We start from the raw sequence: 18,114 nt of genomic DNA, 5'->3' as shown, positions 1-18,114 counted from the left end.
GAAAAACAATCCATTTCCCATTATATATCCCACTAGTTTTTATTTCAAACACTAGTGAAAGGATTCACGTTCGGTCTATTTAAAAATAAAACCATGATATTTACTATCATGGTTTTATTAGTATATCCACAAATCTTTTTGCAGATTCTCCGTCAAGATCATCGAAGAATCGATGTTTAAAGCTTTCAATCTTTTTAAAATCAAACTGGTTTTCTTTCACCGTTTTGATAACCTCATCAGTAGTTTTTACAATTGGCCCTGGAACAAAGTCAGAGTATTCATAGTAAAAACCACGATCTTCGAGATACTCATCAAGGTCATATGCAAAGAAAATCATTGGTCGTTCCAATAAAGAGAATTCAAAAACTAAAGATGAATAATCACTAATTAAAATATCCGTATTCATTAATACATTATTTATTTCATTCGAACTCATATTTATTACAAAGTCTGCTGCTTCCTCTGGTATTTGAACTTTTTTGGTAACAGATGGATGAAGCTTTAATATCAGTACATATTCATCTGAGAGTTCTTCAGCCATTTTTACTAAATCCAATTTAATATTAAAATTAGCCCGCTTACCTGGACCACCTCTAAACGTGGGAGCATAGGTAATCACTTTTTTATTTTTAAGCTGTGGATAGGTTCCCAGATATCGCTGGTGAACGAATTCCATTAATTCCTTATCAAAAAAGACATCTGTTCGCGGCAATCCTAATGGGTAAATATTTTCTTCCGGTACTTCAAATGCCTCAGCATAGTGAGGAATAATCTCTTTACTTGTAACTACTGCTTTTGTATAAATTTGATGAGCACTTCGTTCAAATTGGGTGGAATTACTTTCACGATACCCTACGGCACTATGGCCAAATTTCTTAAAAGCGCCAGCTGCATGCCAAGTTTGAATCACTTCCGTTTGCTTGCGCACACGAAGCTTATATAATGGACGATAATAATCATCTAAGATTAAATAACGGGAAGTCGCGATATCATAATACAGTCTACAGAAATCCCTGAAATTTCGCTTTTTCTTCAAATGACCTCTAATTTTGTAATCTGGGCGCTGATTAATTAATTCATCATAAATATGCTCAAATGAATCCGTTAATCTCGGAAATTTGTTGGTCGCCATCGTAATTTTCTTTTGTACAGGCAGGGTGCTAAAAAATGGAAAAGCCACCCGCCGGACAAAGGCCGTTTTCACCTTGGTTTTTATTTTTTTAAATTTAACTTTTACTAGATAGAAAAAGATCGGGGAAAGATTATTTCTTTTCCATGCTTTCTTAACCGCCATGAACACTTTTTGTTTTTTCGAAGTCTCTAATGCATGTAAAGAACCTGGATCCAGTTTTGAGAAACAAACCTTTAGCCATTGTAGATACAGTTTTTTGGCAGCTGGACTAACTAGTTTATACCGATCTGCAATCTCATAGGTCATCACTCTATGTAACGACGGAATCTGATTAAATAAATGATAATCTAAAGTTTTAACCCACTCCAAAACCAGGGTAAATGATTCTACTTGAGTTTTTTGATCCTTGCTTACAAGCGCACTTCGAATAGCAGGCCAAATGTCTGCTGAAATAATTCTGGTATAATAACTTTTCTTTAAAGCAAATCGGGTATGTTGATTAGAAATATATTTATCCCATAATTGATCGGAAATACGTAAACTTTTAAAAATATCGGTTAAAACCTTTACTGAATTCACCCGGACAGTTTGTGATAAGGATAAATTCTCCTCCGCTTCCCTAGACCGATATTTATATATGATTTTATCAACTGTATATATTTTATTTGCCTTCATATAGGCTTCAATTACAAATGGCTGATCCTCGGTTACATGAATATCTGCAGGAAACCGTATTCCTTTAACAATTTTAGAATGATAAAGCTTATTGCATGGTCCTAATGAGAATAGTAACCCTGGATTGGAGACGAGGCTCTTTTCACCTGGAATGTATACACCATTATTCACGTGACTAGCAATAAACCATGTTTCTGAGCTATTAAAGCTTAAAGAAGTTCCTAAAACGATATCTGCCTTTTCTTTTAAAGCACTATTATACATGGTTTCTAAGGCATCTAGTGGTAAGAGGTCATCTGAATCAACAAAACTAATGAATTCACCTCTTGCTACTTCTAAACCATTATTCCGTGCTACTCCTGGTCCTGAATTTTCTTGTTTTATAAAAACAATATTTCTGTATTTATTTGCATATTCTTCAACGATTTCTGGACTTTGATCACTTGATCCGTCATCAACCATAATAATTTCAATGTGATCTAACGTCTGGTTGACAAGAGACTCCAATGTCTCCGTAATATATTCTTCCACATTAAAAACTGGGGTAATTATACTTACCTTCACATCTTCTAATTCAGGATGAATGATATATTGAAGTTTACTCATATAATATCTCCTCTGTTGTAAAAAAAACAAAGCACCATTTTTTGAAACGCTCATCTTTTTTAACTATTATTAACATCATTTCCCTCTTTTATGATTTAAATAGAAGAATAGGGATAAAATTCACTCTATTTAGAATCAGCATCTACGATGAGTTGGTCAACAACGCGATTGCTTGATTTTCCATCCGTATGATCAAAAAAGTAATCAACAAATGTCTCGATTTTTTCCATTTTGAAGTCTTTATTTTGAATGGTTTCAATTAATTCATCTAATGTCCTTGCTAATGGGCCAGGGATAAATGAATCATATTTATAATAAAAATCTCGTGTTGCTATATATTCCTCTACATCTGGGGAGTAGAAAATCATTGGCTTATTTAATAAAGCAAACTCAAAGCAAACAGAGGAGTAATCGGTAATTAAAATATCAGAGATAAATAATAAATCATTAATTTCCCGATAATGTGAAATATCGAAGAAAAAATCATTATATTCTGCAGGGATTTGCCAATAGTCTTTTACAAACGGATGCATTTTAAATAGAAAAACATACTCATCATGTAAGGCATGATAAAGTTTTTCTAAATCAAGATAATCCTTTGGATAATAGGCAGACTGTTGGCCGTCCCCCCGAAAGGTTGGTGCAAACATAATGACTTTTTTTTCAGATAAAATGGGATACTTTCTGTATAATTCTTCTTTAACCTTCACTTGGTATGCTTGATCAAAAAAGACATCCGTTCTTGGTATCCCAGTTGCAAACACCCGATTTTCACTAATCCCAAAGCCTTCAGCATAATGCTTTGCCACATTCTTCGAACTTACGATTACCTTTGTATAATTGCGGTGATTCAAAGAATGAGGGTCTGGACCGCCCGGAAGACCTACACGGCTGTATCCAAAGGTTTTAAACGCACCGACTGCATGCCATAACTGGATAAGATCGGCACCTTTCCGTATCTTTAATGGATAGACCATCGGATAAAAATCATCCAACAAAATAAATTTTGCCGTTGCCAGATGAAAAGCTAAACGAACCATTTCCCAATAGGTTTTATAAGCCCTCGTACTCTCTTTGAGAATAAAATGGTATTGGTAATCTAAATTTTTTCTTTTCAATTCTTGATAAACGAATTCAAAGTTACCGCTTAAATCGCTTCGGCTATCTGATGCAAATAATATTTTTTTTTTATTTAACGGAAATAGACAAAAAAGTAGGTAAAGCAATCGAAACATAACTTTACGGAAAAAACGGTAAACAAGACTAAATTGAGAGCTGTTTCCTTTACTTTCCGCTTGGTTTTCCATTTTATTTTTTAACATTATTAATCACCTACTGGAAAATTTATGCGATCTAGCTTTTTTCAATTAAATTATCTACGATTCTTTTACTTGTTTTTCCATCAAAGTATGTAAAAAAACGATTTCTAAATTGTTCAATTTTTTTCAGATCAAATTCATCTTGTTGGATCCACTCAATCAGATCTTGCGTTTGATGAAAGAACGGCCCTGGAATGAATGACAGGAAAGGAAAATAAAAATCTCGTTCCTTTATATACTCTTCAAGGTCATCAGCTATAAAGGCAATTGGCCTGACTAATAAACTATAATCAAAAATAACCGATGAATAATCTGTTAAAAGAATATCAGCTAGAACTAGTAATTGTTCGATGTTGAATTTTTCCTTTACATGAAAGACAAAATCTTTATCTTCTTCCTTAATAGTGATCTCCGAACGCATATATGGATGTAAATGAATCAGTAGTACATATTCATCTCCGAGAGTTTCCCTCATAGCTGAAAAATCGATAGGACAGTGAAATGATTCTTGATAATGACTTTTGCCTCTAAAGGTAGGAGCATATAAGATAATCTTTCTCTGCTGAATCTCAGGAAATTCACTCTGTAATTCTCCCATCAATCTGAACTGCTCTCGTTTATTAAAAAAATAATCTGTTCTCGGTACACCTAATGGGAATATCCTTGAGGATGGCATATCGAAGGCTTCAGCATAAAAAGGAATGACTTCCGAGGAACTCACAAATACTTTAGAATAGTTTGAATGAACCTTAACATGTTTTAAATAATCTGAACTGGGACCAAATTCTTTATCTACGGTGCTTAAGCCAAATTTCTTGAATGCACCTGCTGCATGCCAAAGCTGAACAATATCCGTTCCCTGTCGAGGTTTTATCACATAAACGGGGAAATAATAATCATCGATGATAAAATAACGGGATGTTGCTAAATGATAACTCGCTTTAACCATATGTAGGACATAGTGGAATTTGCCTAGAAATGAGCTGCTATACTTTTTAAAAAGAAAAATACACGTCCAATTGGAATATCTTCCGTGTAATTCCTTATAAATATAATAGAGATTTCCCTGAATCTCCGTGGCCCGATAGGAAGCAAAGGTGACCTTTTCATTATTTACTTTAAAAAGAAGGCATGACAGGTAAAAGATCATCTGAATGAATCCCTTCACCATAATTGTTGGAAAAATTTTCAGTAAATACATCGCCATGCCTGCCTTTTTTATTTTATATTTTCCATTCGAGAATGGTTTTTCCCCAAGAGTTTGTCAGGTCTTTTTCAAATGCATCAATAATATCTTGGATGTTCTTTACTTGGTGAACTTCTCCAATCAGCATGCCAAAATACTCGACCACTTCCGGGTGCTCAACCATGAAATTTACAGTGTTGACAAAATCATTTCGTCCACTTCGACTGCTGCCAATCATTGTAAGACCTTTTTCTAGAATCATTCTAGTGTTTATTTCAACAGGATATTCAGAGACACCGAGAATACAAATAGATCCCTCTGGATTAATATAATCAATCATTTGATTAATCGCAGATTGGCTGCCATGCCCGCCAACACATTCAAATCCATGATCAATCCGTAAATCATCCGGAATCTCATCAATTTGATACGCTTCATCAACAAACGAAAAATGATCCATTTTGTATTTTGTTTTCCCAAAAATATAAACTTTGCTATCCGGATAGCGTTTCTTTAATATCAGCGTGGTTATATAACCTAAATTCCCATCTCCCCATACCCCGAACGTATTTTTTCGAGCATGTGCCTTTGCCTCAAAGCGCACTAATGCATGCATACTGATGGTGATTAATTCCATAAAAGCCGCAACCGATGGATCAATTTCTTCTGGTAAAGGGACAATCCGATCCCTATTAAGAAAAACATAGTCCTGCATAAATCCATCGTAACCACTTGAACGAAATTTACTTGATCGCAAGTAATTTTCTGCAATAACTTCATCTTTTTCAGTTGGGGTATTCGGTACCATTACGACCCGGGTACCAGGTGCAAACTCATTATTTGGATCATAAACGACCTTACCAATCCCTTCATGGATAAGCGCCATTGGCAGTTTCTTTGCCATTGCTTCCTTTCCACGTGTGCCGGTGTAATACCTTTGGTCCGCTGCACATATGGAGAGATGGGTGGGACGCACCACAATTTTATCGGACTGAATGGAACGATCTTTATAGGTCACTTCAAACTGTCGCGGAGACACTAAACGATACACTTGATTAATCATCGTGAAACCCTTTCTTGTAGGATTGCATTAGCAACCTTCAAATCATATGGGGTTGTTACCTTTATATTAAATAATTCACCCTTGACAATCTTAACCTGTTCACCTGCAAGCGCGCAAATTTTACATGCATCCGTAAGAATCATTTTTTGTTCCTCGGTTAGTGCATTATAATAAGTAACCAATTTCTTGATATTAAAGCTTTGTGGCGTTTGTCCCTGGAACATAGTATCCCTTACCGGAATGTTTGAGATAAATTCTCCATCCTCAGATTGGATAATCGTATCAATCGCCTCAATCACTGTATCAACAGCCCCAAACTTAATGGCCGCTTCAATATTCTCTTCAATAATTCGATGCGTTAGAAATGGTCTAACAGAATCATGGGTAATAATCACATCATCATCGTTAATTCCAAAAGTTTTTTCGATATAGCGGATACCGCTCATGATCGATTCATTGCGATCTTTTCCGCCTTCAAGCACAATAATCCTTGCGTCTTTTCCAATATATTTATTAATAATATCTTTGGCGTGATTAACCCATTCTTTCGGTGTAACGACTAGAATCTTCTCAAAACGATCATTCAGGATAAACTTTTCAATTGTATGTATAATGATAGGTTTACTATTTAAAGTTAAAAACTGCTTGGGCATATTAATATTACCCATTCTTGTTCCTTTTCCTCCGGCAAGAATTTCTGCAAAAATCATTGTCCACACTCCTTATCATACTTAACATGCTTAATTTAAAGTAACTTTATTATTAAAATGATACATAATTAACCGTACCACTCTTCATCCTAATTAACAGAAAACGACAAATTTCTTGACAAAAACTCAATTAAAACTATACACTCTTTCAAATACATTTTCAAGCGAGGTAAGATTTCAGTTCAGTGTCTTTATTGCAAAAAAAATGAAGGGAAGAAATCTTCCACTTCATTTTTTGGGGCTTAATAATATTTAGGGACATCAAAAACTAAAGTATAGCTATCTAGTAAACTATAAAGATTAAAAATGTTAGGTGTTTGTTTCACAGCCCAGCCAATATCGGTTGCATATTGATGTGTAGCTGGAGCCGCAGGATTCCATTTCATTTTATAAATGGTGTCCTGGCCTTTATCAATATAATTCAAGGCAACAAATCTTGCCCCACCCACAATCGCTTTATCCGGTGTAGTCCAGCCCTGATTAAATGCCCTTCTTGCTCCACAATGAAGCGGACACTTATCAAACGCACCAACACCGTACATATTATAGACGATCGCATCATAGGAGGTCGCATCACTTTTTAATTCAATAATCTCTTTTTCCCCTGTAGCAGGATCAATGACAGGATTTCCGTTACTATCAAGCTTTGTCTTTACCTTAACCCCTTTTGCTAACGGAGAACTGCCATTTCCTGTTTCGAGCAGCGCATGGGAAATCAAGTAAATTTCATTGATGTTATACAGTGCACCTGCGTTAACAAAAATTTGGCCTTTCCCTGTAAGAGTTCCTTTATTCGTCAATATCTTTTGATTGACTTCGTACGCATCTGCACCGGCAATTTCAGAAAGCTTTAGAAATTGATAATAACTTGCAGTGCCAATTCCAAAATTGGTAGGGTTAATATAATAGCTAATATCCGTTGGGCTTGGATTAACCCATTCTTCATTATATTGAATCTTATACCAATAATATCCATCCTTTTGCATGGTTTTGGAATCGATTGTCACTTGTTCATTAAGATCTAGCTTTCCAAGGATCCAACCATCAACTGGTATTCCTCTAACGTTTGTATTGTCTGTGTTTACAACACCCACATTCGGTGTTGAGGCATTGACTGTTAATAAATCACTTCGTACATAGGCATCATATTTTTTATCAGTTTGAGATACACCAATTTGTTTATCGAGAAGTTCTCCTAATGAAATATCATAATTGGTATATTGAGTAGTGGTTTTCTTAATAACCTCACTTAAGTTCACTGCTAATGAGGCACTATACTTACTGTCATAATACTCAACCTTAATGGTGTGAATCCCTTCCGACAATTGTTGGGGGGAAGAACTATAATTATTAACCCCGTCCTTCCAGCTATCCACTTTACGTACACCATCAACATAAATACGTATGCCATCATCGGATTTACCTGAAAGTTTATAATTACTTGATTTTACGATATATACCTTTTTTTCAAAAACAGCAGAAAAATTATCTGCTGGGATATTGGTTATAGGAGATCCACTCCAATAAAAATTCAGCGCATCAAACGTTTTTTGAACAGGAGTCCCTGTCAAATTATTGCTAGGATAGAATTTCGCTTCCCAAAAATCTTCAATGAGGTCTAATTTCATCGTGGCACTATATTTTGAATCATAATACTCAACCTTAATGGTATGGGTACCCGTCGTAAGAGTTACCTGATCATCGATGATATTCACGCCATCTTTCCATTTATCGACATTGAGGACTCCGTCTACATAAACTCGTACACCATCATCTGCTTTTCCTATGAATCTATATTTTCCAGGTTTCGTCACAACATATTGTTTTTCAAAGGTTCCAGAGAAACCATCAGATGGGAGCATAGGATCTGGCGAGCCATTTCCCCAAGAAAATTGTAATTCATCATAAACTTTTATTAATGGGGTACCTGTAAAATCCTTTGATGGATAATAAGTTGCTTTCCATTTTGTAGGATCAATCGTTTCATTCTCTTGATTAATTGGTTCTAAATTTAAATTCAATGAAGCGCTATATTTTGAATCATAATACTCGACTTTAACGGTATGGGTCCCAGGCTCTAGCGTAATCGGAACATCAAGGTAATTCACGCCATCTGTCCATTTATCCACATAACGGATTCCGTCAATATACACTCTTGCTCCATCGTCCGCTTTTCCTACGATTTTATAATCGCCTGTTTTATCAACAACATAATTTCTTTCAAAAATACCTGAGAAATTATCAGTTGGAATAGTAGAATCTGGTGAGCCGCTTCCCCAAGAAAATTGCAATTGATCATATTCTTTCTTAATAGGTGTACCTGTAAAATCCTTAGTAGGATAAAATCTGGCACTCCACTTATCAACTGGAATTGTTACCACTTCGTCTGGGATGGATTCCACTACTTCATTCATGTTAAATGCAAAGGAAGAACTCCATTTGTCATCAAAATACTCTATTAATATCGTATGACTGCCAGATGCTAGATAAACCTCTTGATTAAATGAATTAATTCCCGACTTCCACTTATCAACTTTTTTGGTACCGTCGACGTAAACACGCACTCCATCATCTGCCTTGCCTGTTAAGCTGTAATTTCCAGATTTAGTAACCTGTACTTGTTTTTTAAATACAGCCGTAAAATGGTCAGATGGAATGCCTGAAATTGGTGATCCGCTCCCCCAATGAAAGTCTAAGTTTGGATAAAATTTCTTTACTGGACTCCCAGAAAAATCAGCTGACGGATAAAATTCTGCTGACCACGAATCTGATCCAATACTTTCAGAAAGTTTTACCAAATCAATGGCTAGAGCAGCGCTCCACTTTTTTTCATAATATTGAACCTTTAGCGTATGAGTGCCTGCGGTTAAATAGATTTCTTGATTAATAGAATGTACACCGTCACTCCAAAAATCTATTCTTTTCTTCCCATCTACATAAATCCGTACCCCATCATCAGCTTTTCCTGTTAGGCGATATTTCCCTGGACTTGAGATGGTTACCGTTTTCTCAAATACTGCCGAGAAATTGTCTTTTGGAATTTTTGGATCAGGCGAATTAGCCTTCCAATCGAATTTTACATTTGTATATGTTTTAGTTATCCCAGTTCCAGTAAAATCAATTCTGGGGTAGAAAGTAGCTTTCCACGCTCCATCCTCGGCCTTAGCGGAATCATCGTATATAAAAAATAATCCGAAGAATCCAAGAAAGAATATTATTAATGGAATATTCAATTGTCGAAATTTGATTTTTAAGCCCTCCTAAATAATTTTTTTGTCGATATATAAACTATTATCTTAAAGTTTCATAGAATTGTTAATACATAATATAAATATAGTAAAAAAGACCCAGTATAACAACTGGAGATATGTCCCAACTAGGGAATGTTTAGTTAAAATGGTAAATTTTATGTACATTTATTAATTAATATCGAATAAGTTATAGATAATCCTAGAAAGAGGTGGCAGGTATGAGTAATCAAATGTTGGAAATTCAAAAAATAAGAACTTTTTTTGAAACGGTTGATCAGGATACTTCCGTCGAGAAAATAAGAGCAATGGGACTAAGTTTGATTTCCATTATTGATGAAATGATACAACAAAATCATCTCCTCAAGGATAAATGGCTTGAGGCCAATGAAGATCTCCACTGGCTAAGAAAAAGGGCTGATGACTGGATGTTAAGGGCTATGGAAAAGGATTCCCAAGTTAATAAATAAAGTCTACTTTAGTATGATTAATAATTTTTAGGACAAAATATTATACAAAGTTAACTGAAATAGAAGGTGGTACTATGGCACTATGTGCTGATTGCGGACGGGAAGATATTTCATACTACTTAATAAATGGTTTTTGTGAGGATTGTATTGAATATAATAGTATTTCTGAATGGAATGATGAGGATGAAGATGGAGATGAAAATGGAGATACTGGCAATGTAATGCCCTTAGATCCTGTCCTTTATTTATTACAAACAGATGAAATTTGAGTTGAGTTTTTTGGAATCGGTGAGGAGTATAGTATTCCTCACCTTTTGCTTTTTACCATTGCACTTCTAAGAAATTTTATTGTTAGAGGTTTAATTCTCATTAGACGTCTGGCTTTTTCTTTCATAACAAAGATCAAATATTCCGTACTGTACCGGATATCTTCTTTCCGAATAAATTCTACGGTCTTTATATTATCCTTATCGACTCGTCTGATCTCAAACCAACCTCTTATACATGGATAAACAATGTGCTCCTGCCTAGGTATTTCATAGTGATTGGCTGGTATAGATTTAATGGAAGGTCTAGTATAAGTGATTACATTTGCCCGTTTTGTTTTCATTTTCCACATGGTGGTCACTCCTATATTTTTTCTGTATTCCTCTATGTCCAGAATAAGGATTCTACATTTGGACTGAAGCCAGTTTATGAATATCATTTTCTTTTGCCACTTCCATAAAGTAATGGAACCGAGGTTCTAGAGAAGTAAGTAAGCTGTCATCCACATGGTTGTCAATAAATCTTTTTGTTTCACTTAACCAGTCTTTTTTTTGTTCGTGTGTTAACCGTGAAGTTAATAGATGCCCACGTAAACGGCTGGCATGTAGAAACCGATTTAAGAAAGCAACCTTTAACCTTGTTTTATATGATTCATCATGGTTACATTCATGTAAAAATTCCATGAGTCGATTAAAGGAAAAAAAGAATTGCTCTGCAGGGAAATACTTTACACTCAGATTCTCTTTCCCACGCGATACAACGAAGTAATAATGATAATCCGCGAGTACGGTAATAACCTTAGCTGTCACATAGCATTGCATGACAAAAAGCTGATCTTCACCCACTACAGCCTTTGGATGGAATCTAAAATCATTTTGTCTCAGAAAAGAGAGCTTAAACATCTTGTGAGGTGCTAAAGAGTTAACTAAATTATCTTTGATAATATCAGCCTTCGGACGGTTCCCTTTTTTAAACATAGACCCAGGTACTTTGCGCCCATTGATACCAACATACTTGCCATAAATGACATCGGACTGATTTTTTTTTGCTTCTATATAAAGGCGTTCTAGCGCTTCTTCTCCTAGGAAATCGTCATTGTCCAGGAAAAGAATATATTCACCACGAGCTGCATCTATCGCATCGTTTCGTGGAATCATTGGGCCTCCTGAATTATCAATCCGATCAATTAGAACAATGTTACTCATTAACTTACTAAAGTTCTCAATAACTTCCTTACTATTATCTGTAGAGCAATCATTCACACAAATGACCTCAAATTCTGACGCATCCATCGTTTGGTGCATTAAGGAATCCAACGTTACATTCAAATGTCTTGCCGCGTTATATACAGGTATAGCCACTGTAACCTTTAACAAGTCCATTCCTCCAACTAGGTAGTCCAAAATAAATTTATATGTATTACTTTTTCACTTTTTGTATCAATATATAACAGAAGCATAAAAATAAGAACCTAACTTCGGGTTACACTCATTATTCCCGTATTAATCTCGTATTAATCTTGATTGTCTGTCTTATAACGCAAAAAAGGCCGCCAAAAGGCCGCCTTATGTTTTGTATTCACGTATTTAATACCATAAATTCCTGGAAAGCACGCGAATAAGATGACAACCGGATAAAGGATTTTTAATTAATAAGATATGGCTCGCTTACTTTGGTTGCCCCATAATCTATTAAATTCCGCTTTGCTGATTTTGGCATTCTTTTCCCCTGTCCAGCAATCATTATAGTAATAATTAGATTGATCAAGACCTGTTAGCACCAATGCATGTACTGAAAAACCATGCATACGTGAAACCAAAACAACAACCGGTTTATTATTTACTAATTGTTTTTCTATTGTTCCATTACTAGCACCTGTTAGGTTTTTGGCACTTCCAGCATATTCCTTTACTAATCCCATTAGGGCAGGAGGATAAATAGTCCATCCTGATCTTGTAAACGGATTCCCAACATAACCAAGGTTTGGATTACTTGAATGCCTTGGCATTTTTTTCGCTAAGGTGACTTTATCGACACGCACGCCTTTATACTGAAGCATCATTGTGACTGCAGTAATTTCACAACCTGTTGGCAGCTCTGGCCTTTGATTGATCAAGGGTACATTTAATTTAAGACTACTGACCTTAGATGCGTGGTTCCCGTAAACCGTTTTTGCTTGATATTGATACCATGAAAGAACGCGTTGTGTTCCTTTTTCTCTTTGAGTAGCCTGGGTCACATATCCTAAATTGTTTAGGGTATAGCTAAACTTGATATTTTTCCCGTGGGTGCCATACACCGTATTAGGGTAATACTCGTATCTAGTAAGATTTCGCTGGGTTCCTTTTTCTCGTAATATAGCATTTGACACATACCCGGAGGCATTAAAGTTCAGGACATATTTGATATTTTTCCCATGGCTACCATACACAGTGTTTGGGTAATACACATACCTCGAAAGAATTCTCTGCGTCTGTTTTTCTCGTAAAACTGCATTGGTCACATATCCAGAGGCATTAAAATTCAAAACATACTTGATATTTTCCCCATGGGTACCGAAAACCGTTTTGGGATAATAAAAATATCTAGCAAGAATTCGCTGCGTTCCCTTTTCTTTTAAAACAGCATTGGACAAATACCCGGAGGCATCAAAATACAAGATATATTTAATATTATTTCCTTGTGTTCCATTTACAGTGTCTGGGTAATACACATATTTTTGAGTGGACTTATTTGGTTTCGTCGTGCTTATTGCGTGAGCATAATTCCCTAAAGCAGGAAATAAAAGCACAAGGATCAATAAAGAAACAGATAATTTTTTACTCATTATTTTCCCCTTCCTAAAAAAAACTTAGATACTATTATTATAGCATTATACACATATAAGACTTTCTATAAATTTACCAAAATTCAGAAAGTTAAAAGCAACCATACGGGTGAAGTTTGCCTAAGAACAACATCCTTATCAAAACCTGTCAACGAAAAAAGCCCTCCATTTCAGCAAAAGGCTTAGATGGAGAGCTATTTTTCAAAGTTGTTTATTGATTTTCACCCTGCCCTGGATGTTTAAAATTTGTTAAAGCAGGAGTGACAAAAATCGAGTTAATATTATTTAACAGGACAATTTGATCAATTTTATTTTCATCTACATATTTCTGGATTGGCATTTTATTATAATGGCGTAAATCCAATACATGTATCTCTTTATAGTGAGGAACTAGAAATTGAACAAATGCATTGGCATAGGAATCTTTAATGACTAAAAGTTTTTTATTATTCGTATGATTCGGATTTGTAATCGTCAGTTGCGCAAAATCTCCGCCTAAATAGGCCTGGTAACGATTTGTGTACAGATCCTCCATGGTTAAAAAGTCCGTATTATATAAGCCACTGCGTGATTTTATTCCCCACTTCATTACGTACGGCTTGTGGTTTTCTTTAAGCTCCGCTACAAGGATTTTATCCGCCTTTTTTGCATTTGCACTTGTTGTTTTCCTCGCATCTGAACCATAGAACGGTTTGCCTTTTAATTCCCAAGAATACTCGTTATACTGCGAAATTGAATCTTTCATGTTTTCCTTATCAATAATTTCAGACATTACATTCTGATACGCGTAAAAAGCGGCCTTAGCTTGCCAGTGATGGTCTGAATAGAAAAACATATAGTCCTCATTCATATGTTTTTCTAAAGTAGCACGCGAGTCAATCGGATGGGTATTTTCATCTAGCTCCTTATATAAGAGGTCCATATTTTTTTGACCATAGCTTGGAAAATACGAGGGAAATTTATTCTCCATCATCGTCGGTTTATTTGGCATTAATGCGGTATAAACCCCAATGTTCTTTTTAGCTAAATCATCGGCCAACTCATTGATTCCACTAGCTATTCCTTTGGCATCAGCCGACGTTCCCTCTGCTATCTGGGATAATAAATAACCGTCATCCGACACATAGACATCATCAATAATATTTTGTCTAAGAAAATTCTTATTAATTCTGCTGTTGGTTTCGATAAACGTATCACGCATCGGAAATTGATCATTGTAATACTGCTCAAATCGCTTGGAGTACTCACCGGTAAGTAGATTTTCAGAGTTTAAATCAGGTCTTTGTGCTAAATTTCTATTTTCTAAAAGCGACATTGACTTTGATGGCGTTACAAAAGTAAAGATAAAGAAGCCAAAGATCGTTAGTAGGAAAATGGCAATCAAGGCGAGACCTTGTATATTAGCTTTTTTCATAATATCCTCCATACTTATTAAAACCGAAAATAAATAAATGGATTGAAGGTGGATGAAACCACGCTTACAAGCGTTAAAAAGAAAATAACAGCGTAACTTGCTGTGACAATGAGATCCCTGCTGCTTGTGACACCGACTGTTCCATGCTTTAAGAATCTGTCTTTGATGAAAGGGATAACAGGCATAGAGGCGATGATCGCAATCAAAAGGATAATTCCATATTGTGAAATATAAAAACTAGCTTGGCGGTCCCAGACAGGGTTTCCATTGGCACCGAACATAACCTTCAGATAATTAAACCCATAAGTAAATGTTTCTGCACGGAAGAACACCCAGCCAATCATAACAGCTAATAGTGCATAAAGATGTTGGAATACCCTCGGAATGCTTTTTATAAATTTCAGCAAAAAGGCTTTTTCTAACATAATCAATACACCGTAATAAACACCCCAGGCAATAAATGTCCATGCGGCGCCATGCCAAATCCCAGTAGCCAGCCAGACAATGAACAAGTTCCGATAGGTCTTAAAGGTTCCGCCGCGGTTCCCGCCTAACGGAATATATAAATAATCCTTAAACCACGTACTTAGTGAAATATGCCACCTTCTCCAAAATTCCGTGGCCGAACGAGAAATATAGGGATAGTTAAAGTTTTCAAGAAAATCAAAGCCAAACATTTTTCCTAAACCTATCGCCATATCGGAATAACCCGAAAAGTCAAAATAGATTTGTAAGGAATAAGCAATGATTCCAATCCACGCCAGACCAACAGATAACTCACTTGCAGGCATTGAGAAAATTTGATCAGCCACCCAGCCGCAATTATTGGCTATAATCATTTTTTTCGCTAACCCTATGATAAACCTTTTGGTACCTTCAGCAAATTTCGGTAACGATTCTTTTCTGTCGGTAATTTGGTCGGCCACCGTTACATAGCGAACAATTGGTCCTGCAATAAGTTGCGGAAACAAAGCTTTATACATCGCCATGTTAATCAGATTTTTTTGCGCCTTCCCGTCTTTCCTGTACACATCAATAACATAGCTTAGTCCCTGAAACGTAAAAAAGGAAATCCCTAACGGAAACGGGATGTTGCCTAATTCAATCGTCGTTCCAAACAAGTTATTTATGTTATCTACAATAAAGTTGGCATATTTGAAAATAATCAGAATAGAAAGATTAGCAAAGACAGTAAGGCCTAACACCCACTTTACCAATACACGTTTCTCTCTATTTTGATCAACTAGCAGTGCAAAAACATAATTAAGAAGAATGGAAAGAAATAAAAACAACACAAACTTTGGTTCGCCCCATGCGTAAAAAAACAAACTTGCCAAAAGTAAGATCGTGTTCCTTAACTTTCTGGGTGAAAAAAAATATATAGTTAGTGTAAGAGGCAAAAATAAAAATAAAAATACTGTTGAACTAAATAGCACGATTCTTATCCTCCGTATATGTACCTTTTAAGCCTTTTGGGGCTTTTAACCGCATTTTACAAGTTTCTTGCTTGATTAATAACTGTTTCGTTGTAAGTCAGGATTTGATTGATGCCGTCTAGACTTGTTTAGTTTTCATACAAATTCTGTCACACTCCCTGAAATTCCGAAAATATTCATATAAGATTTTATCAATGATTAGTTGATATGTATAGAATTTGTTAACTTATAAAAAATATACAACTAAAGGAATACACTAATTATAACCAGCATAAAAGGGCTCCCATTACGGAAGCCCTTTTGACAGATATCTAATTCGCCCTTGCTAAAACGGTAAACTTACTTGCCAACACTAAGAGCCGTAACATATTTACTAGCTACATAACCAACTCTTCCGCCTATGTCAACAACATAGTAGTCTTTTTCCTTTTTGAAAAAATAGTATTCTTGATATTTATTAATATAGCCAATTACCTTACCTGCAGTGGATTTGTCGACAATAGGTGCCTTTTCTCTCATTTTAATAATACCGGTTTTCGACTGATTCGCGGCCCAGCCGCTTTGTGCTTGCTTGATCAGCGCGATCACCGATTTCTTTTCGATATAACCGGTTCCTTTACCAAATTTAATCCCATACCACGTGCCTTGATTCGAAACAATATGAAGGATTTGGTATTTCGTCAAGGTTCCAATCGCAGCTGTTTTTGACATACTATGATAGATTGTCACATCTGTTTTACTCTTAAAATACTTAGCTGACGCCTTAGCTTGATGATTTTTATTCACAATGGCTGCTAAGTCGGCAATCACCCTTTGTGACTTCTCATAGGAAATACCATTTGTCATAATCGCTAAGACAAAGGGGGTTTTGTCATAAACGATGGCCGCGTCATTATAGATTCTTTCATTCGGGATCATCCCCACCTTGTGGGCGACGGCAACTCCCTTAATCCCACGTGGTATAGTAGTATTATAGACTGTCTGTTTCAAATAACCAACGAGTTCTTTGCCAAGCGGACTCTTCTCAGAAAATTGATAAAGTCTTTTCGCATAAATCGTTAAATCATTGGCAGAGGTTAAATTTCGTCCATTCGGATAAGCATACTGACCGCCAACGCTTTTCATATACTTGATAAAATTCCCCTGGCCCACTCGTTCCTTTAACATAATGAAGGCAATATTATCACTATAAATCATCGCTTTTTTGACAAGATCTCTGATTGTATAATAGGTTCCCACCTTTTGTTTTTGGATAACGCCGCTGCCGCCATAATAATGATAGCTTTTATACTTTAGTTTCTGATTTAGATTGATCTTTCCTTGAGAAGCCTGCTCCATGATATAAAGGGCGAGAGGCAGTTTAATCGTACTAGCCGCCCGACCGGAGGTTTTTCCTTTCATTTGGAACACTTCCCCCGTCATTAGATCCTGATACTGCAGCGTAACTGTCCCGCCAGATTTTTTTATATAATTAGTAAGTTCAACAGATAACTTATTTGAAAAATCCTGATGTGCCGTTAATTCTGCTGCACTCGCATGTTTGCTCGGCATGATTACGGAAAACAAAATTAATGCAATAAAAATTCCCTTTAAAAAATGCCCTGCCTTCAACTCTTTCCCCATCCTTTTCCAGATATTATCTTTCTTAAATTTTACCAAAATTAGCAATATATTAATATAAGTTTTGAGTAGAATCTTGTCGATTTCTATGCAAAAAAGAGCCTATCTATAAATCAATATTCTTGATTTTAGATAGGCTCT

13 protein-coding genes are annotated in these 18,114 nt (G+C 35.8%); 2 read left to right on the top strand and 11 right to left on the bottom strand.

Annotated elements, in window-relative coordinates; translation table 11 throughout:
• Positions 1-106: 106 nt before the first annotated feature.
• From J7E63_RS27555 to J7E63_RS27530, 6 genes are all read right to left on the bottom strand, one after another.
• Entirely contained in the window at positions 107-2,413 is a 2,307-nt protein-coding gene (locus J7E63_RS27555; RefSeq protein ID WP_215018343.1) for a bifunctional glycosyltransferase/CDP-glycerol:glycerophosphate glycerophosphotransferase, read from the bottom strand.
• 125 nt (positions 2,414-2,538) lie between these two features.
• Positions 2,539-3,735, bottom strand: a complete 1,197-nt coding sequence (locus J7E63_RS27550; RefSeq protein ID WP_215018341.1) for a CDP-glycerol glycerophosphotransferase family protein — start codon at positions 3,733-3,735, stop codon at positions 2,539-2,541.
• Positions 3,736-3,766: 31 nt separating this feature from the next.
• On the bottom strand, positions 3,767-4,933 hold the full coding sequence (locus J7E63_RS27545; RefSeq protein ID WP_215018339.1) for a CDP-glycerol glycerophosphotransferase family protein: 1,167 nt from the start codon (positions 4,931-4,933) through the stop codon (positions 3,767-3,769).
• Between the two features lie 22 nt (positions 4,934-4,955).
• Positions 4,956-5,981: a ribitol-5-phosphate dehydrogenase gene (locus J7E63_RS27540; RefSeq protein WP_215018337.1), complete on the bottom strand. Its 1,026-nt coding sequence runs from the start codon at positions 5,979-5,981 to the stop codon at positions 4,956-4,958.
• Positions 5,978-6,691: an IspD/TarI family cytidylyltransferase gene (locus tag J7E63_RS27535; RefSeq protein ID WP_215018335.1), complete on the bottom strand. Its 714-nt coding sequence runs from the start codon at positions 6,689-6,691 to the stop codon at positions 5,978-5,980. Before J7E63_RS27535 ends, J7E63_RS27540 begins: the two co-directional genes overlap by 4 nt.
• Positions 6,692-6,933: 242 nt before the next feature.
• Positions 6,934-9,924 carry a PA14 domain-containing protein gene (locus J7E63_RS27530; RefSeq protein WP_215018333.1) on the bottom strand — a complete coding sequence of 997 codons (2,991 nt, stop codon included), beginning with the start codon at positions 9,922-9,924 and terminating at the stop codon, positions 6,934-6,936.
• 236 nt (positions 9,925-10,160) lie between these two features.
• Here J7E63_RS27530 and J7E63_RS27525 point away from each other — a divergent pair, with 236 nt between their 5' ends.
• Together J7E63_RS27525 and J7E63_RS27520 are read left to right on the top strand one after the other, a co-directional pair.
• The gene (locus J7E63_RS27525) at positions 10,161-10,409 is read left to right on the top strand and encodes a hypothetical protein (RefSeq protein ID WP_215018332.1); all 249 of its coding nucleotides are present in this window, start codon (positions 10,161-10,163) and stop codon (positions 10,407-10,409) included.
• A gap of 74 nt (positions 10,410-10,483) precedes the next feature.
• Positions 10,484-10,678 (top strand): hypothetical protein, encoded by a 195-nt coding sequence (locus J7E63_RS27520; protein WP_215018330.1) that lies wholly within the window; start codon positions 10,484-10,486, stop codon positions 10,676-10,678.
• Positions 10,679-11,080: 402 nt separating this feature from the next.
• Here J7E63_RS27520 and J7E63_RS27515 read toward each other — a convergent pair whose 3' ends face one another.
• The 5 genes from J7E63_RS27515 to J7E63_RS27495 form a co-directional block, all read right to left on the bottom strand.
• Positions 11,081-12,052 (bottom strand): glycosyltransferase family 2 protein, encoded by a 972-nt coding sequence (locus tag J7E63_RS27515; RefSeq protein WP_215018328.1) that lies wholly within the window; start codon positions 12,050-12,052, stop codon positions 11,081-11,083.
• Positions 12,053-12,324: 272 nt separating this feature from the next.
• Positions 12,325-13,503: a C39 family peptidase gene (locus tag J7E63_RS30670; RefSeq protein ID WP_215018326.1), complete on the bottom strand. Its 1,179-nt coding sequence runs from the start codon at positions 13,501-13,503 to the stop codon at positions 12,325-12,327.
• Positions 13,504-13,714: 211 nt separating this feature from the next.
• On the bottom strand, positions 13,715-14,917 hold the full coding sequence (locus J7E63_RS27505; protein WP_215018324.1) for a DHHW family protein: 1,203 nt from the start codon (positions 14,915-14,917) through the stop codon (positions 13,715-13,717).
• A gap of 17 nt (positions 14,918-14,934) precedes the next feature.
• Positions 14,935-16,353, bottom strand: a complete 1,419-nt coding sequence (locus J7E63_RS27500; RefSeq protein WP_215018323.1) for an MBOAT family O-acyltransferase — start codon at positions 16,351-16,353, stop codon at positions 14,935-14,937.
• A gap of 339 nt (positions 16,354-16,692) precedes the next feature.
• A complete protein-coding gene (locus tag J7E63_RS27495) occupies positions 16,693-17,964 on the bottom strand; it encodes a serine hydrolase (protein WP_215018321.1) in 1,272 nt (423 codons plus the stop codon).
• Positions 17,965-18,114: the final 150 nt, after the last annotated feature.

Source organism: Bacillus sp. ISL-75 (assembly GCF_018613095.1).
The sequence above is the reverse complement of the archived record's forward strand: the minus strand, read 5'-3'. Positions and strand labels throughout refer to the sequence as shown.

Excerpts from the sequence above, each read along its gene's own strand:
- J7E63_RS27545 (WP_215018339.1), bottom strand. The coding sequence starts at position 4,933 with ATGTATTTACTGAAAATTTTTCCAACAATTATGGTGAAGGGATTCATT.
- J7E63_RS27505 (WP_215018324.1), bottom strand. The coding sequence starts at position 14,917 with ATGAAAAAAGCTAATATACAAGGTCTCGCCTTGATTGCCATTTTCCTA.
- J7E63_RS27540 (WP_215018337.1), bottom strand. The coding sequence starts at position 5,981 with ATGATTAATCAAGTGTATCGTTTAGTGTCTCCGCGACAGTTTGAAGTG.
- J7E63_RS27555 (WP_215018343.1), bottom strand. The coding sequence starts at position 2,413 with ATGAGTAAACTTCAATATATCATTCATCCTGAATTAGAAGATGTGAAG.
- J7E63_RS30670 (WP_215018326.1), bottom strand. The coding sequence starts at position 13,503 with ATGAGTAAAAAATTATCTGTTTCTTTATTGATCCTTGTGCTTTTATTT.
- J7E63_RS27525 (WP_215018332.1), top strand. The coding sequence starts at position 10,161 with ATGAGTAATCAAATGTTGGAAATTCAAAAAATAAGAACTTTTTTTGAA.
- J7E63_RS27550 (WP_215018341.1), bottom strand. The coding sequence starts at position 3,735 with ATGTTAAAAAATAAAATGGAAAACCAAGCGGAAAGTAAAGGAAACAGC.
- J7E63_RS27520 (WP_215018330.1), top strand. The coding sequence starts at position 10,484 with ATGGCACTATGTGCTGATTGCGGACGGGAAGATATTTCATACTACTTA.
- J7E63_RS27535 (WP_215018335.1), bottom strand. The coding sequence starts at position 6,691 with ATGATTTTTGCAGAAATTCTTGCCGGAGGAAAAGGAACAAGAATGGGT.